This is a genomic window from Pseudomonas putida (assembly GCF_004357765.1).
Classification (GTDB): Bacteria; Pseudomonadota; Gammaproteobacteria; order Pseudomonadales; family Pseudomonadaceae; genus Aquipseudomonas; species Aquipseudomonas putida_U.
On the sequence record NZ_SMTE01000010.1, the window covers coordinates 153,493 to 176,507 of the forward strand.

Annotated in this window: 19 protein-coding genes; 12 read left to right on the forward strand and 7 right to left on the reverse strand. The window is 60.1% G+C overall.

Annotation, left to right across the window (positions count from 1 at the left end):
* Window positions 1-8: 8 nt before the first annotated feature.
* From alg8 to yaaA, 3 genes are all read right to left on the reverse strand, one after another.
* A complete protein-coding gene (gene alg8, locus E2H86_RS16675) occupies window positions 9-1,490 on the reverse strand; it encodes a mannuronan synthase (RefSeq protein WP_165976080.1) in 1,482 nt (493 codons plus the stop codon).
* Between the two features lie 79 nt (window positions 1,491-1,569).
* A complete protein-coding gene (locus E2H86_RS16680; RefSeq protein WP_133329769.1) occupies window positions 1,570-2,886 on the reverse strand; it encodes a nucleotide sugar dehydrogenase in 1,317 nt (438 codons plus the stop codon).
* 878 nt (window positions 2,887-3,764) lie between these two features.
* Window positions 3,765-4,544 (reverse strand): peroxide stress protein YaaA, encoded by a 780-nt coding sequence (gene yaaA, locus E2H86_RS16685; protein ID WP_133329771.1) that lies wholly within the window; start codon window positions 4,542-4,544, stop codon window positions 3,765-3,767.
* Between the two features lie 135 nt (window positions 4,545-4,679).
* Between yaaA and E2H86_RS16690 the strand changes: the two genes are divergently transcribed.
* From E2H86_RS16690 to moaE, 5 genes are all read left to right on the forward strand, one after another.
* On the forward strand, window positions 4,680-5,819 hold the full coding sequence (locus E2H86_RS16690) for a polysaccharide deacetylase family protein (RefSeq protein WP_133329773.1): 1,140 nt from the start codon (window positions 4,680-4,682) through the stop codon (window positions 5,817-5,819).
* Between the two features lie 281 nt (window positions 5,820-6,100).
* Window positions 6,101-7,495, forward strand: a complete 1,395-nt coding sequence (locus E2H86_RS16695) for a PhoH family protein (protein ID WP_133329775.1) — start codon at window positions 6,101-6,103, stop codon at window positions 7,493-7,495.
* A 122-nt stretch (window positions 7,496-7,617) separates the two neighbouring features.
* Complete coding sequence (gene moaC / locus E2H86_RS16700; protein ID WP_133329777.1) at window positions 7,618-8,088, forward strand: cyclic pyranopterin monophosphate synthase MoaC; 471 nt, start codon at window positions 7,618-7,620, stop codon at window positions 8,086-8,088.
* Window positions 8,088-8,333 carry a molybdopterin converting factor subunit 1 gene (gene moaD / locus E2H86_RS16705; protein ID WP_133330016.1) on the forward strand — a complete coding sequence of 82 codons (246 nt, stop codon included), beginning with the start codon at window positions 8,088-8,090 and terminating at the stop codon, window positions 8,331-8,333. Before moaC ends, moaD begins: the two co-directional genes overlap by 1 nt.
* A gap of 2 nt (window positions 8,334-8,335) precedes the next feature.
* Window positions 8,336-8,782 carry a molybdopterin synthase catalytic subunit MoaE gene (gene moaE / locus E2H86_RS16710; protein ID WP_133329779.1) on the forward strand — a complete coding sequence of 149 codons (447 nt, stop codon included), beginning with the start codon at window positions 8,336-8,338 and terminating at the stop codon, window positions 8,780-8,782.
* Between the two features lie 44 nt (window positions 8,783-8,826).
* Here the strand turns inward: moaE and rhlB are convergent, their stop codons facing one another.
* Together rhlB and E2H86_RS16720 are read right to left on the reverse strand one after the other, a co-directional pair.
* On the reverse strand, window positions 8,827-10,284 hold the full coding sequence (gene rhlB / locus E2H86_RS16715; protein WP_133329781.1) for an ATP-dependent RNA helicase RhlB: 1,458 nt from the start codon (window positions 10,282-10,284) through the stop codon (window positions 8,827-8,829).
* 100 nt (window positions 10,285-10,384) lie between these two features.
* Entirely contained in the window at window positions 10,385-11,041 is a 657-nt protein-coding gene (locus E2H86_RS16720; RefSeq protein ID WP_133329783.1) for an alpha/beta hydrolase, read from the reverse strand.
* 333 nt (window positions 11,042-11,374) lie between these two features.
* Between E2H86_RS16720 and E2H86_RS16725 the strand changes: the two genes are divergently transcribed.
* The 4 genes from E2H86_RS16725 (at window position 11,375) to E2H86_RS16740 (ending at window position 15,532) form a co-directional block, all read left to right on the forward strand.
* A complete protein-coding gene (locus E2H86_RS16725; protein ID WP_133329785.1) occupies window positions 11,375-12,403 on the forward strand; it encodes an amino acid ABC transporter substrate-binding protein in 1,029 nt (342 codons plus the stop codon).
* A 67-nt stretch (window positions 12,404-12,470) separates the two neighbouring features.
* On the forward strand, window positions 12,471-13,649 hold the full coding sequence (locus tag E2H86_RS16730; RefSeq protein WP_133329787.1) for an amino acid ABC transporter permease: 1,179 nt from the start codon (window positions 12,471-12,473) through the stop codon (window positions 13,647-13,649).
* Between the two features lie 10 nt (window positions 13,650-13,659).
* Entirely contained in the window at window positions 13,660-14,757 is a 1,098-nt protein-coding gene (locus E2H86_RS16735; protein ID WP_133329789.1) for an amino acid ABC transporter permease, read from the forward strand.
* Between the two features lie 10 nt (window positions 14,758-14,767).
* Window positions 14,768-15,532 (forward strand): amino acid ABC transporter ATP-binding protein, encoded by a 765-nt coding sequence (locus tag E2H86_RS16740; protein WP_133329791.1) that lies wholly within the window; start codon window positions 14,768-14,770, stop codon window positions 15,530-15,532.
* Window positions 15,533-15,569: 37 nt separating this feature from the next.
* Here E2H86_RS16740 and algW read toward each other — a convergent pair whose 3' ends face one another.
* Window positions 15,570-16,730, reverse strand: coding sequence for a Do family serine endopeptidase AlgW (gene algW, locus E2H86_RS16745; protein WP_133329793.1), 1,161 nt, complete (start codon window positions 16,728-16,730; stop codon window positions 15,570-15,572).
* 158 nt (window positions 16,731-16,888) lie between these two features.
* Here algW and E2H86_RS16750 point away from each other — a divergent pair, with 158 nt between their 5' ends.
* The 3 genes from E2H86_RS16750 (at window position 16,889) to cysN (ending at window position 20,625) form a co-directional block, all read left to right on the forward strand.
* Window positions 16,889-17,647, forward strand: coding sequence for a Nif3-like dinuclear metal center hexameric protein (locus E2H86_RS16750; RefSeq protein ID WP_133329795.1), 759 nt, complete (start codon window positions 16,889-16,891; stop codon window positions 17,645-17,647).
* A 142-nt stretch (window positions 17,648-17,789) separates the two neighbouring features.
* The gene (gene cysD, locus E2H86_RS16755) at window positions 17,790-18,707 is read left to right on the forward strand and encodes a sulfate adenylyltransferase subunit CysD (protein ID WP_054884652.1); all 918 of its coding nucleotides are present in this window, start codon (window positions 17,790-17,792) and stop codon (window positions 18,705-18,707) included.
* A gap of 16 nt (window positions 18,708-18,723) precedes the next feature.
* The gene (gene cysN, locus E2H86_RS16760) at window positions 18,724-20,625 is read left to right on the forward strand and encodes a sulfate adenylyltransferase subunit CysN (protein WP_133329796.1); all 1,902 of its coding nucleotides are present in this window, start codon (window positions 18,724-18,726) and stop codon (window positions 20,623-20,625) included.
* Window positions 20,626-22,524: 1,899 nt separating this feature from the next.
* Here cysN and E2H86_RS16770 read toward each other — a convergent pair.
* Window positions 22,525-23,004, reverse strand: a complete 480-nt coding sequence (locus E2H86_RS16770; protein WP_133329798.1) for an Lrp/AsnC family transcriptional regulator — start codon at window positions 23,002-23,004, stop codon at window positions 22,525-22,527.
* Window positions 23,005-23,015 lie beyond the last annotated feature (11 nt).

Consider the following 23,015-nt stretch of genomic DNA (forward strand, 5'->3'; position numbering starts at 1 on the left):
GGTTGGGCTCATACGACCATGAACAGCACAGCGACGAAGATGCTGGCGGCCGAGAAGGTCATGGTCCGCGAGGACCAGGTGTTGAACCATTGTTGAAAACTGGCGAGGTCTCGCTTGAGGGCAGTCGGTTGGCGGGTCCAGGACTGCTTGTCGAGGCGGAAGAAGACGTAGATTTTCATCAGCGCGCCGACGATCTGGTTGTAATAGAGAATCAGCGGGTAGGCCGGGCCGACTTCGTGGCCGGAGCACAGCAGCATGATGGTCAGGATCAGGCGGGTGATGCCGATCCACAGCAGGTACACCAGCAGGAAGCCGAGACCGAACTTGAGGCTGGCGATCACTGCCACGGTCAGGCCGAGCAGGCTGGTCCACATCGACACACGCTGGTCGAACAGCACGATGCTGGTGAACAGACCCAGGCGGCGCAGGCCAAGGCCCAGGGCGCGGGAGTTCTGCCGCAGGTTGTTGCCGTACCAGCGGTACATCAGCTTGCGACTGGCCTTGAGAAAGCTCTTCTCAGGCGGGTGTTCGACCGTGTTGATGGCGGCATCGGGTACGTAGAAGGTGTCGTAGCCCAGGCGCATGAGGCTGAACCAGCTCGACTTGTCGTCACCGGTGAGGAACTTGAAGCGGCCCAGGCGCCAGTGCATCAGCGAGTCGCTTTCGACGTCGGCGATGAACTCGGGGTTGGTCACGACACTTGCGCGGAACATCGACATGCGACCGGTCATGGTCAGTACGCGCTTGGACAGGGCCATCGAGCACATGTTGATGTGGCGCTGGGCGAAGCGCAGCTTGTGCCACTCGCTCATGATGTAGCCGCCGCGCACTTCGCAGAATTCGTTGGTGGTCAGGCCACCGACGTTGGGGAACAGCTTGAACCACGGCACGGTCTTGCGCACCACGCCTTCGGCCAGCACGGTGTCACCGTCGATCACGGCGACCACGGCGTTCTCGTCGGGCAGCATGCGCGAGATGGCACGGAAGCCGTAGGCCAGGCCGTCACGCTTGCCGGTACCGGCGATGCGCACGATGTCCAGGGTCACGTGCTCGGGCGGGTTGTACTTGGCCCACAGGCTCTTGACCAGCAGTTCATCGGACATCTCCACCAGCGAGCAGACCACGGTGGTGGGGAAGCCGCAGTCGATCGCCTCGCGGATCACCGAGCTGTACACCTGGGCGGTGGTCAGTGCTTCGATGCGGAAGCTGGTGACCATCAGGTACACATGCGATGGGTCGGCGGACTTGCCCATCTTGCGCACCTTGCGGCGCAGGTACGGGTAAACCGCGTAGAGGAAGATCATGCCGCGGATGAAATGGGTGGCGCCCATGGAGTAACGCCAGATGCCGACCGCACCGACCAGGAAGATGAAGTGCTTCGACTGCGAGTCGAAGATATCGGCGGGCAGGGCCAGGGCGAGCAACATGAGCAGGCTCATGTAGGCCAGCCAACCGGCGCACTGCAACAGCACTGTCTGGAGCCTTTGCATGTTCAGCATCCGTCGAAGAATCAGGAAAAAGGGGGCGACGCGGGAGCGGGATCAGAACCCGCGTCGCCCGGCCGAGGGCTTACCAGCAGATGCCTTCGGTACGGCTGGTGGTGCAGGTCGGTTTGCTCATGAAGCCGACCAGATCGATCACCTGCTTGCCGGCTGGCGCCTGTTGGGCCAGGGCGCGGAACTGCTCGTCACGGTTACCCAGAACGATCACCTCGGCGTTGTCGATGACCTTCTGGAAGTCGTCGTTGAGCAGCGAGGAGACGTGGGGGATCTTCGACTCGATGTACTCCCGGTTGGCGCCATGGACGCGGGCGTACTGAACGTTCTCGTCGTAGATATCCAGCTGGTAGCCCTTGCCGATCAAGCGTTCGGCCAGTTCCACCAGTGGGCTCTCGCGCAGGTCGTCGGTGCCCGCTTTGAAGCTCAGGCCGAGCAGGGCGACCTTGCGCTTGTCGTGGCGCTCGATCAGGTCGAAGGCGTTCTGTACCTGGGATTCGTTGCTGCGCATCAGCGAGTCGAGCAGCGGCGCTTTCACATCCAGGCTCGAGGCGCGATAGGTGAGGGCGCGCACGTCCTTGGGCAGGCACGAGCCGCCGAAGGCGAAGCCCGGGCGCATATAGTATTGGGACAGGTTCAGTGCCTTGTCCTGGCAGACCACGTCCATCACTTCGCGGCCATCGACGCCGACGGCCTTGGCGATGTTGCCGATTTCGTTGGCGAAGGTGACTTTGGTGGCGTGCCAGACGTTGCAGGTGTACTTGATCATCTCGGCCACTTCGATCGGCTTGCGGATGATCGGCGCGTCGAGCTCTTCGTACAGGGCCTGGAGGACATCACCGCTGGCCTTGTCGAATTCGCCGATAACGGTCATTGGCGGGTGGTCATAGTCCTTGATGGCGGTGCTTTCACGCAGGAACTCAGGGTTGACCGCGACACCGAAGTCGATGCCAGCCTTCTTGCCGGAGCAGTCTTCGATGATCGGGATCACCACGTTCTTGACGGTGCCCGGCAGGACGGTGCTGCGCACCACGATGGTGTGGCGGCGCTCGGTATCACGCAGGACATGGCCGATTTCGCGGCACACCGACTCGATGTACTCGAGGCCGAGGTCGCCGTTTTTCTTGCTGGGGGTGCCGACGCAGATCATCGAAACGTCGCTGGCGCGGATGGCTTCGGCGAAGTCGGTGGTACCACGCAGGCGACCGTTGGCGATGCCCTGTTGCAGCAATTCTTCCAGGCCCGGTTCGACGATGGGCGACTTGCCCTGATTGATCAGGTCGATCTTGGTGCTGGACACGTCCACACCGATCACTTCATGGCCCCGTGCCGTCAGGCAACCTGCACAGACCGCACCTACATAACCCAAACCAAAGATGCTGATACGCATCGCAATCACCTCATGTGTTTATCACGTCGACGCTTCCGAGAAACGCCGGACTGGGTTGATAGCAACAGTTTTCAGGCGCACGGACCCATGACGAAATCTCACTTCGCCGAGCGCAGGCATGAATAAATCCGGAGCGCGCAAAGTTGTGCACTCTAAATAGGCAGTTAAAAGCCAGTCTTTAAAAGGCGTGCCCTGAAATGCAGCCGTCTTTAATGCAATGCGCTACTTGGCGCGTTGCTGTGCTTGTTTTTTCAAGTGGAAAAATCCTTTGAAATCAACCACTAGGACGAATTTTAGGGGGCGCGACTCTCCTGCAGTGACGGGTATTCCGGGTCGCCGGTAATACCTGTCTGGGTTAACCAAGCAGGTAGTGGATACCTGCTGTTTGTCATCTGTAAGTCATCTCTCACACATCGTGGGGAGGAAAATCGTTACGGCTCTATGAGCGATTGGCCGTAGCAGAAGTTCCTGGCTGGCTCCGCCCCGATGAAAGATTTCTAAATATTTTTTCAGTGCCAAATAGTTTCAATCTGATAGCACGCTGGGGTTTCGTCCCGGAATATAAAGGGCGATCCTTACACGAGATGTTTATATGCCATCATCGGAAAAATTTTTTCAGAATTCGTCAAAAAACTACGAACGGTCTTATGGCGTTTGGCGATAAGGTCAATAACGTTGGTTTTTTGGCGCCAGAGATATGGCGATATAGGTCCGGCGAGGTCTGCGTCATTGCGGGGCGGGAGGGAAATTTTGGCGGGGGAGGGGTGTAGAGGGGGGGTGCGCTTTGGGGCTTTGCTGGTGCGGATATCGAGCGCCGCCCGCGCGGCGCTCGATTTGTGCGGCGCTGCAGACCTCCAGCGCCCGGGCGTCAGCCCCAATCAATCAACCGGATGATCACGCAAGAACACCAGGTGATCTGGCTTCGATTGTTCGGCACTGTAGTAGTACCCCTGCACGTCGAACCCTTTGAGCTGCTCGGGATCGGCGATACGCTCCTGGATCACGAAACGGCTCATCATGCCGCGCGCCTTCTTGGCGTAGAAACTGATGATCTTGTACTGCCCGTTCTTCTGGTCCTTGAAGTCGACATTCAGTACACGCGCCTTCAGGGCGCTGCGCTTGACCGCGCTGAAGTACTCGTTGCTCGCCAGGTTCAGCAGCAGGTCGTCGCCTTGCTCGACCAGAGCCTGATTCAACCACTCGCTGATGCGCGTACCCCAGAATGCATACAGATCCTTGCCGCGGGCGTTGGCCAGCTTGGTGCCCATCTCTAGGCGATAAGGCTGCATCAGGTCGAGCGGGCGCAGCAGGCCGTAAAGGCCCGACAACATGCGCAGGTGTTCCTGGGCATAGGTGAAATCGTCTTCGCTCAGGGATTCGGCATCCAGGCCAGTGTACACGTCGCCCTTGAACGCCAGCAGCGCCTGCTTGGCGTTGGCTGGGCTGAAGTCTGGGGTCCAGCTGCCGAAACGCGCAGCATTGAGCCCGGCGAGTTTGTCCGATAGGTGCATCAGCTCGCTGATCTGCGCTGGTGACAATGTGCGTAATTGTTCGATCAGTTGCTGCGAGTCGTCCAGGTACTGGGGCAGGGTGAAGCGGTCGGTCACCGGTGGGGTGTCGTAGTCGAGGGTCTTGGCGGGGGAAATCACCGTCAGCATCGGGTCGGCTCCTAAAGGCGTTGCCGCGATTCTACGGGGTGGGGGAGGTTACGCCAAACTATGTGGCCGATAGGCACAGGCCATGATAACCACGAGGCGTTATAGTGCGGGTTTGGCCATTTGCGGAGAACGGATGTGCGCATTGCCCTGGCCTTGCTGGCCATTTCCCTGAGCTTGTCCGTCCAAGCCGGCCCCTTGCCGCCGGCCACGCTCGATCGCGCGGTGTGGCCCGAACAGTTGGACAGCCCGGCATTGTTCGACGTTGCCTCCCGGGCCGAAATTCTGGCGTTTGCCCAGGTGCTGCACGAGAGCGAGCAACTGGATGACAAGGCGTTGGCTGCACGACTGGGTTTGCGGCAGATCAACCTGCAGAAAATCAGGGCCATACGGGCGCGGATGTGGCAGCGATTGTGGCAGGGTTACCAGCAGGCCCTGCGCAGTTGCGAGCAAGATGCCTCGTTCTGCTACCCCGTGGCATCCATGGCTGAGTTACGCACTCGTTCGGAGACGTTCGCTAGCGATGTCGGCGAGTTCTACACCGAGTGGATCGAGCCCAGTCATCAGTTCCATGCCCGTTATCTCGATGAGCAACTGCGCAAGGCCGCGCTGCTGCCGCAGACCAGCAGTGAGGTAGAACGCCTGTCCAATCGTGAACGCAACGGCGATGAGCTGAACGACCGCATGTTCCTCCTGACCTTCGTCGGTGGCCCCGGCCCTCAAGGCGGCGACACCGATCGGCTGACAGGCTATCTGCGCAAGCAGCGCCTGCAGGGTACTTTCTTCGTCATTGGCAATCGCCTGCAACTGCGACGTGATGGCGGCTCGGCGCAGGCCTTGCCCCACCTTTATGCCGGTCAGTGCGTGGGCATCCAGGGTTGGGAATACCGCTCCCACGCCCAGTGGCAGGATTGGCAGGATTCCCTGCGGCGCAGCCAGGCGCGGGTGCAAGCGGAGCTGCCCAAGCAGTATGTGCCGTTGTTCCGGCCGCCTTACGGGCAGCGTCGTGCCGATGGCGAGGCATTCATGGCCAGCCAGGGGTTGCAAGTGTCGTTGTGGGACATCGATGCCCAGGACGAAACCGGGCTGTCTGCCGAGGCGTCGGCCCAGCGGGTGATGACCTTGATGCTGCTATGGCGCAAAGGGGTGATCCAGTTCCACGACAGCTTGTCCAAAGCGCAGCCTGCAGTGCAATGGTTGTTGCGCAGCACGGCGCAGAGCGGTATCGGCTGGGAAGACTGCCATGATTACGCCCAACGCGCTGCGGTGGCTCCTTGAGAGGCATACCTTTTGACTGTAGTCCTGCTTGGCGTGCGCGCCAAGTGCTGGTCGTCATTCAGCAAAATAAACTTCACCAGGACGTAAAAAGACTTTTTTTAGTCATCGTTTTTGCGGTATGAAGAAACCAGACAGCCGATTCCTGCAGCACAGGTGGCGTCATCCAGGCCCACCTTGCCAGGTTCGCTTCCCGCCCGTAGCAACGCGGATACGGGAAGAACGGTCGTCACTTTGCGGCGTAACAGAACGCGCCGTGTGGCTTCGACATAAGGTGACCGAGTATGGATGACCAAGGACGCAACCCTTCCTCCACCCAGCCAATCCTCTATGTGCTCGATACCAACGTCCTGATACACGACCCCAACGCATTGCTGAACTTCGAGGAGCACCATGTCGCCCTGCCGATGACGGTGCTGGAGGAACTCGACAAGCTCAAGACCGGGAAACACACCATCGCCGCCGAATGTCGCCAGGCCATCCGCCTGATCGACCAGACCCTTGGAGATGCCTCGCCCAGCGATGTCGAGCAGGGCGTGCCGATCCAGCGTGGCAAAAGCGGATCCAAGGGCTACCTGTCGATCCTGATGAGCCCGCGCAGTGAACCGACCCGGCTGTTGCCGGAAACCCTCAACGACAACATCATCATCAACCAGTTGCTCGAACTCAAAGGCAAGCGCGCCGACCTGGACGTCGTGCTGGTCACCAAGGACATCAACATGCGCCTCAAGGCGCGTGCCTGCGGCATTGCCGCCGAGGATTACAGCACCGACCAACTGGTCGACGATGTGTCCTTGCTGTCCAAAGGCTACCACTCAGTCACCGGTTCATTCTGGGATCGGGTCAGCAAAGTCGATACCCGCCAGGAGCGTGGGCGCACCTGGCACCGCGTGCAATTGATCGACAACCTGCCGGCCGTGCACATCAATGAGTTCATCATCGACGAGCAGGGCTTCGTCGGCTGGATCAAGGGTATTCGCAACGATGAGCTGCTGTTGCTCGACCTGCATCAGGAGCCGTTGCTGCACCAGGAAGCCTGGGGGCTGAAGCCGCGCGACATCCATCAGAGTCTGGCGCTGTTTGCCTTGCTCGACCCGGATATCCACCTGGTCAACCTGACCGGCGCCGCAGGCTCGGGCAAGACCATCCTGGCCTTGGCCGCAGCCATCGAGCAGACCATGGTCAGCAAGCGCTACCGACGCATCATCGCGACCCGCAGCGTGCAGGGCCTGGACCAGGAAATCGGCTTCCTGCCCGGCACCGAGGCGGAGAAGATGGAGCCGTGGTTGGGGGCGATCACCGATAACCTCGAAGCCTTGCACATGGACGACGAGAGCACCCATGGCAGTGTCGAGTACATCCTCGAGCGGGTACCGCTGCAGTTCAAGTCCCTCAACTACATCCGTGGGCGCAGCTTCCAGCAGAGTCTGATCCTGATCGACGAGTGCCAGAACCTCACGCCGCACCAGATGAAGACCATCATCACCCGTGCCGGCTCCGGTTCCAAGGTGGTCTGCCTGGGCAACCTGGCGCAGATCGATACCCCCTACCTGTCCGCGACCAGCTCAGGGCTGACCTACCTGACCGAACGCTTCAAGGACTTCCCCCACGGCGTGCACATCACCCTGCAGGGGGTGCCACGTTCGGTACTGGCCGAGTACGCCGAGTCGCACCTGTAACCTCAAAAGCCGGGCTGCCCTTTCGGGGGCATGCCCGCAGAGGGCAATCCTGCCGACACATACCTCTGCTCAAACCTGACCCACGGGTTTACACTCCTGATTCCCTTCACAGGAGCAGAGCAGTGCTGACACATCTTGATTCCCAGGGGCGCGCCAACATGGTCGACGTCACTGAAAAAGCCGTGACCGAGCGCGAGGCCACCGCCGAGGCGCGGGTGCGCATGCTGCCGCAGACCTTGCGCATGATCGTCGATGGCGAGCACCCCAAGGGCGATGTGTTCGCCGTTGCGCGGATCGCCGGCATACAGGCGGCGAAAAAGACCAGTGACCTGATTCCGCTGTGCCACCCGTTGATGCTGACCAGCGTCAAGGTCGAGCTCAGCGCCGAGGGTCAGGACGCCGTGCGTATCGTCGCCCGCTGCAAGCTGGCCGGGCAGACCGGTGTGGAGATGGAGGCGCTGACAGCCGCCAGCGTTGCCGCACTGACGATCTATGACATGTGCAAGGCCGTGGACAAAGGCATGATCATCGAGCAGGTTCGTCTGCTGGAAAAACTCGGCGGCAAGAGCGGCCACTACAAGGTGGAGGCATGATGAAGGTCAAGGTGCTTTACTTCGCCCGCTACCGCGAGCGGCTGGGCATGGATACCGAGCGCGTGGAGGGGTCGTTCCAGGTGCTCGACGATGTACGCCAGGCCTTGGTGGCCAAGGGTGGGGAGTATGCCGTGCTGGCCGAGCAGAATCTGATGTGCGCACGCAACGAAGAATTGTGCAGGCTGGACGAGCCGCTGGAAGAGGGCGATGAAGTGGCGTTCTTCCCGCCTGTGACGGGAGGTTGAAGATGACCGTTCGAGTGCAGGAGCGGGCTTTCGACCCGGGGGCCGAGGTCAATGCCATGCACGCCGCCAATGTCGGTGTGGGCGCGGTGGTCGGTTTCGTTGGCTATGTGCGGGATTTCAACGATGGCCGCGAAGTGGCGGGGATGTTCCTCGAGCACTATCCGGGCATGACCGAGAAGGCCCTGACCAAGATCGAGGCCGAGGCGCAGCAACGCTGGCCGCTGCTCAAGGTCGAGGTGCTGCACCGGATCGGTGCGCTGGAACCGGGTGAGCCGATCGTCTTCGTTGGCGTGGCCAGTGCTCATCGCCAGGCGGCCTTCGAGGCCTGCGACTTCATCATGGATTACCTGAAGACGCGGGCGCCGTTCTGGAAAAAGGAAAACACCCAGGAAGGGCCGCGCTGGGTCGAAGGCCGACAAAGCGATCAGGAGGCGGCCGGACGCTGGTAGCCGGGCGTGCTTTCAGATTGTGAGCAAGACGGCCGCTCCTGCAATCAATGATGCTTGCGCGGCACCGGCTTGAGCAGCTCGTCCGGCGGCATCTCGCACTTGATCTTGCGCCCCAGCAGTTCTTCGATCGCCGGCAACTGGTACGAGTCGTCCTCGCCGGCGAAGCTGATCGACACGCCGCTGGTGCCGGCTCGACCGGTACGGCCGATGCGGTGCACGTAGTCGTCCGGGTCTTCCGGCAGGGTGAAGTTGATCACGTGGCTGATGCCGTCGATGTGGATACCGCGACCGGCCACGTCGGTGGCCACCAGCACGCTGATGCGACCCTCGCGGAAGCTTTCCAGGGTGCGGATGCGCTTGTGCTGCGGCACGTCGCCGGACAGTTGCGCGGCGTTGATGCCGTCACGCACCAGTTTCTCCTCAATGCGCCGCACTTCGTCCTTGCGATTGGCGAACACCATCACCCGTTCCCACTTGTTCTGGGTCACCAGGTTGTACAGCAGCTTGTACTTGTCGCTGCCGGCCACCGCGTAGACGTGCTGCTCGACCGTTTCGCTGGCGACGTTCTCCGGCTCGATCTCGACGATGGCCGGGTTGGTGGTCCACTGTTTGGCCAGATTCATCACGTCATCGGTGAAGGTTGCCGAGAACAGCAGGGTCTGGCGTTCGCTCTTGGGCGGAGTCTGGCGGATGATCTGGCGTACCTGTGGGATGAAGCCCATGTCGAGCATGCGGTCGGCTTCGTCCAGCACCATCACTTCGACCATGTCCAGGTGCACCTCGCCGCGCTGGTTGAAGTCCAGCAGACGACCGGGTGTGGCCACCAGGATGTCGCAGTGGCGGGCTTCCAGGGCCTTGAGTTGCTTGTCGAAGTCCATGCCGCCGACGAAGCTCATCACGTTCAGGCCACTGTATTTGGTCAGGGCCATGGCGTCCTTGGCAATCTGCACCACCAGTTCGCGGGTCGGAGCGATGATCAGCGCGCGCGGCTCGCCCATGTAGCGTTCCTTGGGCGGTGGCGTCTGCTGCAGCTGGGAAATGATCGAAATCAGGAACGCAGCGGTCTTGCCGGTACCGGTCTGGGCCCGACCGATGGCGTCCTGGCCGCGCAGGGTGTGACCGAGCACCTGGGCCTGGATCGGCGTGCAATAAGGAAAGCCCAGATCGTGGATGGCGTGCATCAACTCGTTGGACAGCTTGAAATCGTGGAAGCGGGTCTTGCCTTCCTGCGGCTCGACCACGAAGTCTTCGGGCTTCCACAGGCTGGCCTGGGGCTTGGGCTTGCGTTCGCGACGAGGCTTTTCCTTGGCCGTTTGCGGCGCGCGCGGCGCATCAGGCGCTGGGGCCTGGGCGACAGGTTGGGGGGCAGGCTTGCTGCGTGGTTTGGCCGGTGCCGCCTCGGGTAGAGGGCGAGCGGCGGGCGCGGGCGCGCTGGCTGCAGGATCGACGGCCGGTGATGCGGCGTCTCCCTTGCCGAATATTTTCTTGAGTGCCTTGAGCACGATCGTCTCGTCAACTGGTTATGGAATGTACGCGGGCAGTGTAATGCAAGAACTGGGCGCGGCGTAGTGGATAACGCCTACAACTACAGGCGAGCCCTGCTTATTGCAAATGCTCGCTCAACCAGTTGTGGATATCGGCGAGTTCGGCCACGACCACTTCGTGTTCCATGGGATATTCCTGCCAACGCGCCGCTACGCCCCACTGGTTGAGGTATTCGAACGCGGTGCGGCCCAGCGAGGGGATCACCACCGGGTCATGGATGCCATGTACGCACAGCGCTGGAGTACGTTGCTGACAAGCGCTCAGATCGTGGCTGTCGTGGAAGGTCGGGGCGTAGGTCGACAGTGCGATGACCCCGCCCAGCGCTTCCTGCCATTTCACATAGGCAGTGTGCAGCACCACCGCGCCACCTTGGGAGAATCCAGCCAGAAAGATCCGCGAAAGGCTGATGCCCTTGGCCTGTTCGGCCTTGATCAGGTCGATGACCTGCTGCGCTGATTCATCCAGCTGCGCTTCGTCGATCGCTCGCGCCGGGCTCATGGCCTTGATGTCATACCAGCTTGGCATGGCATAGCCGCCGTTGATGGTCACCGGTCGGGTAGGCGCCTGGGGCATGATGAACCGCGTGGTGGCCAATCGCTCCTGCATGAATTCGGCCACCGGTAGGAAGTCGTAACGGTCGGCGCCCAGGCCGTGCAACCAGATCACACAGGCATCTGCGGTTTTCTGGGGTTCGAGAATCAGCGGGTTGGTCATAACTGCTCCGAAAGTGTGCGGATGCACGCCGAGCGTGCTCGAAATCCAAGCGTCGGTATTAACGCGTCGAAAGAGAATGTCGCAACGATACAACTTTGCCTACTTGACGAGGGGCTTAATCGCTTAAGCCAGCGACTATGGTACGCGCTTTGCTATTAAACCCCCGATGCGCGGGCTCGCCGGTGACGGTAACACCCCCGCACCCGAAGGCTGTCACAGAACAGCCCATTGCGCCAATTGACCCAATAACAAGCCAACAAGGGTCGGATGCGCCTCAAAAGGGCGCGGTGCAATTCCGGCTCAATACAAGAAGAGCAATTTTGGAGGTTGTGAATGAAGATGTTGAAAACCACCCTGGCAGTCCTGACCGCTGCCGCCGCGCTGGGCGCCGTGAGCACCGCCCAGGCTGGCGCCACCCTCGATGCGGTCAAAAAGAAGGGCTTCGTCCAGTGTGGCGTGAGCGACGGCCTCCCGGGCTTCTCGGTACCTGATGCCAAGGGCAAGATCATCGGTATCGACGCCGATGTCTGCCGGGCCGTGGCTGCCGCCGTATTCGGCGACGCCACCAAGGTCAAGTTCAGCCAGCTCAACGCCAAGGAGCGCTTCACCGCGCTGCAGTCCGGCGAAGTCGACGTGTTGTCGCGTAACACCACTTGGACCAGCTCGCGCGATGCCGGCATGGGCCTGGTGTTTACCGGCGTGACCTACTACGACGGCGTCGGATTCCTGGTCAACAAGAAGCTCGGCGTTTCCAGCGCCAAGGAGCTCGATGGCGCGACCATCTGCATTCAGGCCGGTACCACCACCGAGCTGAACGTGTCCGACTACTTCCGCGCCAATGGCCTGAAGTACACCCCGATCACCTTCGACACTTCCGACGAAAGCGCCAAGTCGCTGGAGTCCGGGCGTTGCGACGTGCTGACCTCCGACAAGTCGCAGCTGTTCGCCCAACGCTCCAAGCTGGCGGCGTCGAGCGACTATGTCGTGCTGCCGGAAACCATCTCCAAGGAGCCGCTGGGCCCGGTGGTGCGCAAGGGCGACGAAGACTGGTTCAGCATCGTCAAGTGGACCCTGTTCGCCATGCTCAATGCCGAGGAGGCGGGGATCACCTCGAAGAACGTCGAGGCCGAGGCCAAGTCCACCAAGAACCCGGACGTCGCTCGACTGCTGGGCGCCGATGGTGAATATGGCAAGGACCTCAAGCTGCCCAAGGACTGGGTAGTGCAGATCGTCAAGCAAGTCGGCAACTATGGTGAGGTGTTCGAGAAGAACCTGGGCCAGGGCACCGACCTGAAGATCGACCGCGGCATGAACGCCCTGTGGAACAACGGCGGCATCCAGTACGCACCTCCAGTGCGCTGATGGTTGCCTCCTGCGGCGGCATCCCGCCGCCGCAGGCTGTTCGAATCCCTACTGTCCGGGGCATTTCATGCAAAATCAAATCGGCGCACGAAAGGGCTTGTCCCTGAGCGATCCACGTGTGCGCGCGTGGCTGTTCCAGATCCTCACGATCATCTTCGTGGTGGGCCTGGGCTGGTACCTGTTCCATAACACGCAAACCAACCTGCAACACCGGGGCATCACCTCGGGCTTCGACTTCCTCGACCGCAGTGCCGGCTTTGGCATCGCCCAGCATCTGATTCCCTATGTAGAGTCCGATAGCTATGCGCGGGTGTTCGTGATCGGCCTGCTCAACACGCTGTTGGTCACCTTCATCGGCGTGGTCCTGGCAACGATCCTCGGTTTCATCATCGGCGTGGCGCGGTTGTCGCCGAACTGGATGATCAGCAAGCTGGCGACGGTTTACGTGGAAACCTTCCGCAACATCCCTCCCTTGCTGCAGATCCTGTTCTGGTACTTTGCCGTGTTCCTGACCCTGCCGGGGCCGCGCAGCAGCATCAATATCGAAGACACCTTCTTCATCAGCAACCGTGGCCTGAACATGCCTGGCGCGTCCATGGCCGATGGCTTCTGGCCTTTCGTGGTCGCCCTGGTGCTGGCGGTGGTGGCAATCGTGGCGATGGTGCGGTATGCCAACAAGCGCTTCGACGAAACCGGCGAACCGTTCCACAAGTTCTGGGTAGGGCTTGGGTTGTTCCTGGTCATTCCCGGCGCCTGTGCCTTGCTGTTCGGCAGCCCGGTGCACTGGGAAATGCCTGAACTCAAGGGATTCAACTTCGTGGGCGGTTGGGTGCTGATCCCTGAGCTGCTGGCGTTGACGCTGGCCCTGACCATCTACACCGCAGCGTTCATCGCTGAAATCGTGCGTTCGGGCATCCGCTCGGTCAGCCACGGTCAGACCGAGGCGGCGCGTTCGCTCGGTCTGCGCGAGGGGCCGACGCTGCGTAAGGTGATCATCCCCCAGGCACTGCGGGTGATCATTCCGCCGCTGACCAGCCAATACCTGAACCTGGCGAAGAACTCGTCGCTGGCTGCTGGCATCGGCTATCCGGAGATGGTGTCGCTGTTCGCCGGTACCGTGCTCAACCAGACCGGCCAGGCCATCGAGGTGATCGCCATCACCATGAGTGTCTATCTCGCCATCAGCATCAGCATCTCGCTGCTGATGAACTGGTACAACAAGCGCATTGCGCTGATCGAGCGATGAGGATACGCCCGTGACTGCCCATGTTTTCAAACCTGACATGCCGCCACCGGTGAAAACCGTCGGCGCGCTCGCATGGATGCGTGCCAACCTGTTCTCCAGTTGGCTCAATACCCTGTTGACGCTGTTCGCTGTCTACCTGATCTGGCTGATCGTGCCGCCGTTGCTGCAATGGGCGCTGCTGGATGCCAACTGGGTCGGCACCACCCGCGCCGACTGCACCAAGGACGGCGCCTGCTGGGTGTTCGTGCAGCAGCGCTTCGGCCAGTTCATGTATGGCTACTACCCCACGGAGCTGCGCTGGCGCGTGGACCTCACCGTGTGGTTGGCGGTGCTGGGTGCTGCGCCGCTGTTCATCAACCGTTTCCCGCGCAAGGCGGTATACGGCCTGTGCTTCCTGGTGCTGTACCCGATCCTTGCCTACATCCTGCTGCATGGCGGTTATTTCGGGCTGAGGAACGTCGCCACCAGCCAGTGGGGCGGCCTGATGCTGACCCTGGTGATCGCCACCGTGGGCATCGCCGGCGCCTTGCCGCTGGGCATCCTCTTGGCACTGGGACGACGTTCGCAGATGCCGGCGGTGAAGGTCGTGTGCGTCACCTTCATCGAGTTCTGGCGCGGCGTGCCGCTGATCACCGTGCTGTTCATGTCGTCGGTGATGTTGCCGTTGTTCCTGCCCGAAGGCATGAGCTTCGACAAGCTGCTGCGGGCAATGATCGGGGTGATCCTGTTCCAGTCGGCCTATGTCGCCGAGGTTGTGCGCGGCGGGCTGCAGGCTATTCCCAAGGGGCAATACGAAGCGGCCGCGGCCATGGGGCTGGGGTACTGGCGCTCGATGGGCCTGGTGATCCTGCCGCAGGCGCTCAAACTGGTGATACCCGGCATCGTCAATACGTTCATCGCACTGTTCAAGGACACCAGCCTGGTGATCATCATCGGCCTGTTCGACCTGCTCAACAGCGTCAAGCAGGCGGCGGCCGACCCCGCGTGGTTAGGCATGGCAACCGAGGGCTACGTGTTCGCGGCCCTGGTGTTCTGGATTTTCTGTTTCGGTATGTCCCGCTACTCCATGCATCTGGAGCGCAAGCTGGACACTGGCCACAAGCGTTAGGAGTTTCGTCATGAGTGAAGCGATCAAGCAGCCTGCCGGCCCCGAAGGCATCATCCAGATGCAGGGCGTGAACAAATGGTACGGCCAGTTCCACGTTCTGAAAGACATCAACCTGAACGTGCGCCAAGGTGAGCGCATCGTGCTCTGTGGTCCGTCGGGGTCGGGCAAGTCGACCACCATCCGTTGCCTCAACCGCCTGGAGGAGCACCAACAGGGCCGCATTGTCGTCGATGGTGTGGAACTGACCAACGACCTCAAGCAGATCGAGGCGATTCGCCGCGAAGTGGGCATGGTGTTCCAGCATTTCAACCTGTTCCCGCACCTGACCATCCTCGAGAACTGCACCCTGGCGCCGATGTGGGTCCGTAAGATGCCACGGCGCAAGGCCGAGGAAATCGCCATGCATTACCTGGAGCGGGTGCGCATCCCTGAGCAGGCGCACAAGTACCCGGGGCAGTTGTCCGGTGGCCAACAGCAGCGTGTGGCGATTGCCCGTGCGCTTTGCATGAAACCTAAGATCATGTTGTTCGACGAGCCGACTTCGGCGCTGGACCCGGAAATGGTCAAGGAGGTATTGGACACCATGGTGGGGCTGGCCGAGGATGGCATGACCATGCTTTGCGTGACCCATGAGATGGGCTTCGCCCGCACCGTGGCGAACCGGGTGATCTTCATGGACAAGGGGGAAATCGTCGAGCAGGCGTCACCGGATGAGTTCTTCGATCGGCCACGTAGCGATCGGACCAAGCTGTTCCTCAGCCAGATCCTGCATTGATGTAACCGGGGCCGCTTTGCGGCCCCAACCAACCCAACTACTTCTCTTCCGGCGTGGCCACCGGCGCAGGTGGCGGTCGCAGCCCCACCTCGGCGATCAGTTTCAGTTGCTGGCCGTTGCGCATCACCTCGATGGTGATCTTCTCGTTGGGCTTGATCCGCGCGACCTGGTTCATCGACTTGCGCCCGTCACCGGCCGGCTCGCCGTTGATGCTCAGGATCACGTCGCCCAGATGCAGTCCCGCCTTCTGCGCCGGACCGTCGCGGAAGATCCCGGCAACCACGATGCCCGGGCGTCCCTCCATGCCGAACGATTCGGCCAGTTCCTGGCTCAGTGGCTGCACCTCGATGCCCAGCCAACCACGGATGACCTGGCCATGCTCGATGATCGATTTCATCACTTCCAGGGCGAGCTTCACCGGAATGGCGAAGCCGATGCCTTGTGAGCCACCGGACTTGGAGAAGATCGCCGTGTTGATGCCGATCAGGTTGCCGTTGGCATCGATCAAGGCGCCCCCGGAGTTGCCCGGGTTGATCGCCGCGTCGGTCTGGATGAAGTCTTCGTAGTTGTTCAGGCCCAGTTGGTTACGCCCAGTGGCGCTGATGATGCCCATGGTCACGGTCTGGCCGACCCCGAACGGGTTGCCGATGGCCAGCGAGACGTCGCCGATGTGGATGTTGTCGGAGCGGCCGATGGTGATCGCCGGCAGGTTCTTCAGGTCGATCTTCAGCACCGCGAGATCGGTCTCGGGATCGCTGCCGATGACCCTGGCCAGGGTTTCGCGACCATCCTTGAGCGCCACCACGATTTGGTCGGCGCCGCTGGTGACGTGGTTGTTGGTCAGCAGGTAGCCCTCGGGACTCATGATCACCGCCGAGCCCAGGCTCGATTCCCAGCGCCGCTGCTTGGGCAGGTTGTCGCCGAAGAAACGGCGGAACTGAGGGTCTTCGAACAGCGGGTGGGCACTCTTGTTGACCACCTTGGTGGTGTACAGGTTGACCACGGCCGGGGCGGCGAGCGTCACGGCCTCGGCGTAGGACACCGGGCCCTGCATGATCTGCGAGGTCTGCGGCGCCTGCTGCAAGTTGACGTCCTGGCTGGGCAGCCCGACCCATTCCGGGAAGCGCTGGATGATCAGTATGGCGATCAATACACCGGTGAACAGGGGCCATCCAAAGTAACGCAAAGCCTTGAACATGAACGATTCCTGAGAGAGGCGGGGGCCAATGGCTGCGCGACACGTCGCGAACGCGCGCGATCATACACCGGTTTCCCCGATGCCAGCGACGGCCCATAATGGCGGGCATTATACGGGCGTTGAGCCCAAGAAAAGCGCAGATTTCGAGGAGATTTTCCATGGCCGTTGCACTCAATACCCTGGTCGAGGAAGCAGAGCGCTACCTGGGCAGTACCAAAATCCAGGATTACTGTCCCAACGGCCTGCAGGTCGAAGGCCGCCCCCAGGTCAGCCGCATCGTCAGTGGCGTGACCGCCAGTCAGGCCTTGCTGGACGCCGCGGTTGAGGCCGGGGCCGACCTCGTCCTGGTGCACCATGGATACTTCTGGAAGGGCGAGAACCCGTGCATCACAGGGATCAAGCAGCGCCGCCTGAAGACCCTGCTCAAGCACGACATCAGCCTGCTGGCCTTCCACCTGCCTTTGGACGTGCATCCGGACGTCGGCAACAACGTGCAATTGGCGCGCCAGCTGGACATCACCGTCGAAGGCGCGCTGGACCCGAACGATGCCAAGGTGGTCGGGCTGGTCGGCTCGCTCGCCGAGCCTGTGACCCCCCGCGATTTCGCTCGACGGGTACAGGAAGTGACGGGGCGCGAGCCGCTGCTGGTCGAAGGAGACGAGGTGATCCGTCGGGTCGGCTGGTGCACCGGTGGCGGGCAGGGCTTCATCGACACGGCGATCGCTGCCGGGGTCGACCTGTTCATCAGTGGCGAGGCGTCGGAGCAGACCTTCCACAGTGCCCGTGAGAACGGCATCAGCTTTATCGCCGCCGGCCACCATGCCACCGAGCGCTATGGCGTGCAGGCCTTGGGCGACTACCTGGCGCGGCGCTTTGCCTTGGAACATCTGTTCATCGATTGTCCGAATCCAATCTGACGACGCTGGCCCAAACCCCCAGTCATATGGTTAGACCTTTTCGGTCTAGTCCGCCGCCTAAATAGAATTATCCGCTGTGATAAAGTGGCTCGCTCGAACACGGCCCGCAGGCCGTCCATAAGATCGTTTTTCGTGAGTAGCCATGGTCGACAAACTGACGCACTTGAAACAGCTGGAGGCGGAAAGCATCCATATCATCCGCGAGGTGGCCGCCGAGTTCGACAACCCGGTGATGCTCTACTCGATCGGCAAGGATTCCGCCGTGATGCTGCACCTGGCGCGCAAGGCCTTCTTCCCAGGCAAGCTGCCATTCCCGGTGATGCATGTCGACACCCAGTGGAAATTCCAGGAGATGTACCGCTTCCGCGACAAGATGGTCGAGGAAATGGGCCTGGAGCTGATCACCCACGTCAACCCAGAGGGTGTGGCGCAGGGCATCAACCCGTTCACTCATGGCAGCTCCAAGCACACCGACATCATGAAGACCCAGGGCCTCAAGCAGGCGCTGGACAAGCATGGTTTCGATGCCGCCTTCGGTGGTGCCCGCCGCGACGAAGAGAAGTCCCGGGCCAAGGAGCGCGTCTACTCGTTCCGTGACAGCAAGCACCGCTGGGATCCGAAGAACCAGCGTCCCGAGTTGTGGAACGTGTACAACGGCAAGGTCAACAAAGGCGAGTCGATCCGCGTCTTCCCGCTGTCGAACTGGACCGAGCTGGACATCTGGCAGTACATCTACCTCGAAGGCATCCCGATCGTGCCGCTGTACTTCGCCGCCGAACGCGAAGTCATCGAGAAGAACGGCACCCTGATCATGATCGACGACGATCGCATCCTCGAACACCTCTCCGAGGAAGAGAAGGCACGCATCGTCAAGAAGAAGGTCCGTTTCCGTACCCTCGGCTGCTACCCATTGACGGGCGCTGTCGAGTCGGAAGCCGAGACGCTCACCGACATCATTCAGGAAATGCTCCTGACGCGCACTTCCGAGCGCCAGGGCCGAGTCATCGACCACGATGGCGCCGGTTCCATGGAAGACAAGAAACGTCAGGGCTACTTCTAATTTTCAGGGTTACTCCATGTCGCACCAATCCGATTTGATCAGCGAAGACATCCTCGCTTATCTGGCTCAGCACGAGCGTAAAGAACTGCTGCGTTTCCTCACCTGCGGCAACGTGGATGATGGCAAGAGCACCCTGATCGGGCGCCTGCTGCACGACTCCAAGATGATCTACGAGGACCACCTCGAGGCCATCACCCGTGATTCGAAGAAGTCCGGCACCACTGGCGAGGAAGTCGACCTGGCGCTGCTGGTCGACGGCCTGCAGGCCGAGCGCGAGCAAGGCATCACTATCGATGTCGCCTACCGCTACTTCTCCACCGCCAAGCGCAAGTTCATCATCGCCGACACCCCGGGCCACGAGCAGTACACCCGCAACATGGCTACCGGCGCTTCGACCTGCGACCTGGCGATCATCCTGGTCGATGCCCGCTATGGCGTGCAGACCCAGACCCGTCGGCACAGCTACATCGCTTCGTTGCTGGGCATCAAGCACATCGTCGTCGCGGTCAACAAGATGGACCTCAAGGGCTTCGATGAGCAGGTCTTCGAGTCGATCAAGGCCGATTACCTGAAGTTCGCCGAGGCCATCAACCTGACTCCGAGCAGCCTGCACTTCGTACCGATGTCGGCGCTCAAGGGCGACAACGTGGTCAACCGCAGCGAGCGTTCGCCGTGGTACACCGGCCCTGCGCTGATGGAAATTCTCGAGACCGTCGAGGTCGCGGCCGACCGCAACTTCACCGATCTGCGTTTCCCGGTGCAGTACGTCAACCGCCCGAACCTGAACTTCCGCGGCTTCGCCGGCACCCTCGCCAGTGGCGTGGTGCACAAGGGCGACGAGATCGTGGTCCTGCCGTCGGGCAAGAGCAGCCGGGTCAAGTCCATCGTCACCTACGAAGGTGAACTGGAAAACGCAGGTCCTGGCCAGGCCGTGACCCTGACCATGGAAGACGAAATCGACATCTCCCGTGGCGACCTGCTGGTGCATGCCGACAACGTGCCGCCGGTGACCGACCAGTTCGACGCCATGTTGGTGTGGATGGCCGAGGAGCCGATGCTCCCGGGCAAGAAATACGACATCAAGCGCGCCACCAGCTATGTACCGGGCTCGATTGCCAGCATCACCCACAAGGTCGATGTGAACACCCTCGAGAAGGACGCTGCCAGCGCGCTGCAACTGAACGAGATCGGTCGCGTCAAGGTATCCCTGGACAGCGCCATCGCCCTGGACGGCTATGACAGCAACCGCACCACCGGTGCGTTCATCGTCATCGACCGCCTGACCAACGGCACCGTCGGCGCCGGCATGATCATCGCCCCGCCAGTACTGCCGCACGGCAGCACCGGCCAGCACGGCAAGCAGGCTCACGTGTCCACCGAAGAGCGTGCCCTGCGCTTCGGCCAGCAGCCGGCCACCGTGCTGTTCAGCGGCCTGTCCGGCGCTGGCAAGAGCACCCTGGCCTATGCCGTGGAGCGCAAGCTGTTCGACATGGGGCGAGCGGTGTACGTGCTCGATGGCCAGAACCTGCGTCACGATCTGAACAAGGGGCTGCCCCAGGATCGCGCCGGTCGCACCGAGAACTGGCGCCGCGCCGCTCACGTGGCGCGTCAGTTCAACGAAGCCGGTATGCTGACCCTGGCCGCCTTCGTGGCCCCTGACGCCGAGGGCCGCGAGCAGGCCAAGGCGCTGATCGGCAAGGACCGTCTGGTCACCGTCTACGTCCAGGCCTCGCCACTGGCCTGCCGCGAGCGTGACCCGCAAGGCCTGTACGCCGCTGGCGGCGACAACATCCCGGGCGAGAGCTTCCCGTACGATGTACCGCTGGATGCCGATGTTGTGATCGATACCCAGGTCACCAGCGTCGAGGAAGGTGTGAAGCAGGTGCTGGATGCGTTGCGTCAGCGTGGTGCTATCTAAGCGTTGATGTTGTGTGAGAAACCCCGCTTCGGCGGGGTTTTTTTCGTTTTTGGGTTGGGTGGGGTGGGGCTCGTCGGAGGATTTTTGGCGGGTTTGAGATTGAGCGCCACTGCAACTAAGGCAAGCACCAGCGGCCCATCTCGCCATTCCGAAGGACGCCCTCTTGAAACTGTTATCGATGCGGGGAGTTCAGCTTTGTGAAATTTGCAGTGATCGGTAGTGTTCTTGATAGTCTATATCTCTTTTGCAGCCTGGTCGGTATGGGTCCATGTCGCACTTGAGCGTCGTGTTCTTGTCGTTAGGGTCCCACGACCAACTACTGCTGTATCTGGATAGCATTATAAGAGTGTTTAAAATTCTAAGGTTTAGTCGCTTCGTGGCGTACTGCCTCATTGTAGAGCGGGCGCTATTTCGTCTATAGCATTCCGTTGTTCTTGGCTTTCAATGTAACGGACCAGTTCTGCTGGGTTTAAGCAGAACTGCATGTGGGGGTCCATATCGCACTTGAATTGCTTTTCATGGTTGTGTTCGTATAGAAGCCATCTGCCGCCGCAGCCCGAAAGCAGGGTGCACAAGACAATAATGTATTTCATGTTGGCTGCTCTCCTTGTCCTTGGGGGTACGTCAGATCACTCTGTCATAGAATAGGAAGTGAAGAAGGACGGTTTTGTGCGTGAAATTTCAATCCTGATCGTAGGAAAATTCGAGGTGCTGATTAGGTGATCTTTCCGAGTGGCTTCGCCTTTGTCTGATCTGGAATTATGACTGCCTGAGCCTCGCTAGACGATTGCTTTCAGATTTCACTGATTCTTGATTAAGGTATATAAAGATGGCTAAATACAGAAAAGTTCATGTCGAGCGGTTCCGCGGTTCCGCGGTTCCGCGGTTCCGCGGTTCTGGGGGCGTTGTGCTTCCCCCGAACCAGGCGATGAGTGCAGGGGATTTCATAAGATCTCCAAACGGACGCTATATTTTGCGTCTTCGTCCTGATGGAAACTTAGTGCTAGAGGATCGTGGTGTTGTGATCTGGGTGGCTAATGAGAAGCAGCCGCATAGCTATACGTTTAAACTAAGAAAGCGGGAGACGCTTCACTTTATAGTAAAAAATTCAGGGTTCCTCTATGACCCTTCTCGAAGCCGGATATGGTCGGCCCAAGCCACTGAAACCCGGGATACATCCTATTGGCGCCATAACCATCTAGCCGTCACAGACATAGGGAATATAGAAATTAATGATGGTAGGAACGGGGATATCAGGTGGGCGCGGACAGGATTTGTACCAGGCCGACTTCGTCGCCGGGAGAAGATATTTCCACATGTTGATCTGCCTATACTCGATCCACAATTTGAGTTGAAGCATAATTATCCGTAAGTTTTAGGATTTAGATTAGGCCGCAATGGCTCCAAGTCGAGCCAGTGAATATTGTAGTTGGCATGACTTGGAGACATTGTGGTTGTAGTCGTTGCAGGGTTGGATCAGGTTTGGGGTGTCTGCAGTGAACGATAATATTCTTTGTAGTCTATGTCTCTTTTGCAGCCTGGTCGGTATGGGTCCATGTCGCATTTAAATGTTGTGTTTTTGTTGTTTGGATCCCATGACCAACTGTTGCTGCATCCGGAGATAAATATTAAAATTATTAGGCCTAGTGGTTTCATGGCGTGCTCACATATCTAAAGGTCGCGCCATTTTGGTTGCGGGCTATTTCGCTGGATACTTTGGTTTTCTACCGCTTTAGTAGGAAATGTTTCTTTTTGGTATACGAAAAATTACACGTTAGAATTTTGTGTCTATCGGCTTGTGCATGGTTGCAGAGTTTTAATGGTTGAGTATCGCGTGATGCCGTGGAGGCCGGACTAAAATTTTGGGTTGAAGGTGTGTAAAAAGGTATGATAGTTGCCTCATATGTGCATTTTTGTCACTGGGATCACCCGCTTTTCCTTCGTCGCCTTATAAGAAAAGCTCGAATAGATCTCCTTCACTCCTGGCAATCGCTGCAGCACTTCGCGCGTAAATTCCCCAAATGATTCCAAATCCCGCGCCAATATCTCCAGCAAAAAATCATATCGCCCAGAAATGTTATGGCAGGCGACGATCTCTGGTATCTCCATCAACCGCCGCTCGAACGCCAGCGCCATCTCCTTGGTATGCGAATCCATCATGATGCTGACGAACGCCGTCACGCCAAATCCCAACGACTTGGGTGACAGAATGGCCTGATACCCTGTTATGTAGCCATTGTCCTCGAGCAACTTGACCCGCCGCCAGCACGGCGAGGTGGTCAGCGCCACCTGATCGGCAAGTTCGGAAATGGTCAGCCGGGCGTTGTCCTGCAAGGCGGCGAGCAGGGCGCGATCGGTACGGTCGAGCGTGTTTGGCATTTGGTGCCCTC

Coding starts and splice junctions, on each gene's coding strand:
- alg8 (WP_165976080.1), bottom strand. CDS start 1,490: ATGCAAAGGCTCCAGACAGTGCTGTTGCAGTGCGCCGGTTGGCTGGCC.
- E2H86_RS16680 (WP_133329769.1), bottom strand. CDS start 2,886: ATGCGTATCAGCATCTTTGGTTTGGGTTATGTAGGTGCGGTCTGTGCA.
- yaaA (WP_133329771.1), bottom strand. CDS start 4,544: ATGCTGACGGTGATTTCCCCCGCCAAGACCCTCGACTACGACACCCCA.
- E2H86_RS16695 (WP_133329775.1), top strand. CDS start 6,101: ATGGATGACCAAGGACGCAACCCTTCCTCCACCCAGCCAATCCTCTAT.
- moaD (WP_133330016.1), top strand. CDS start 8,088: ATGAAGGTCAAGGTGCTTTACTTCGCCCGCTACCGCGAGCGGCTGGGC.
- moaE (WP_133329779.1), top strand. CDS start 8,336: ATGACCGTTCGAGTGCAGGAGCGGGCTTTCGACCCGGGGGCCGAGGTC.
- E2H86_RS16720 (WP_133329783.1), bottom strand. CDS start 11,041: ATGACCAACCCGCTGATTCTCGAACCCCAGAAAACCGCAGATGCCTGT.
- E2H86_RS16725 (WP_133329785.1), top strand. CDS start 11,375: ATGAAGATGTTGAAAACCACCCTGGCAGTCCTGACCGCTGCCGCCGCG.
- E2H86_RS16730 (WP_133329787.1), top strand. CDS start 12,471: ATGCAAAATCAAATCGGCGCACGAAAGGGCTTGTCCCTGAGCGATCCA.
- E2H86_RS16740 (WP_133329791.1), top strand. CDS start 14,768: ATGAGTGAAGCGATCAAGCAGCCTGCCGGCCCCGAAGGCATCATCCAG.
- algW (WP_133329793.1), bottom strand. CDS start 16,730: ATGTTCAAGGCTTTGCGTTACTTTGGATGGCCCCTGTTCACCGGTGTA.
- E2H86_RS16750 (WP_133329795.1), top strand. CDS start 16,889: ATGGCCGTTGCACTCAATACCCTGGTCGAGGAAGCAGAGCGCTACCTG.
- cysD (WP_054884652.1), top strand. CDS start 17,790: ATGGTCGACAAACTGACGCACTTGAAACAGCTGGAGGCGGAAAGCATC.
- cysN (WP_133329796.1), top strand. CDS start 18,724: ATGTCGCACCAATCCGATTTGATCAGCGAAGACATCCTCGCTTATCTG.
- E2H86_RS16770 (WP_133329798.1), bottom strand. CDS start 23,004: ATGCCAAACACGCTCGACCGTACCGATCGCGCCCTGCTCGCCGCCTTG.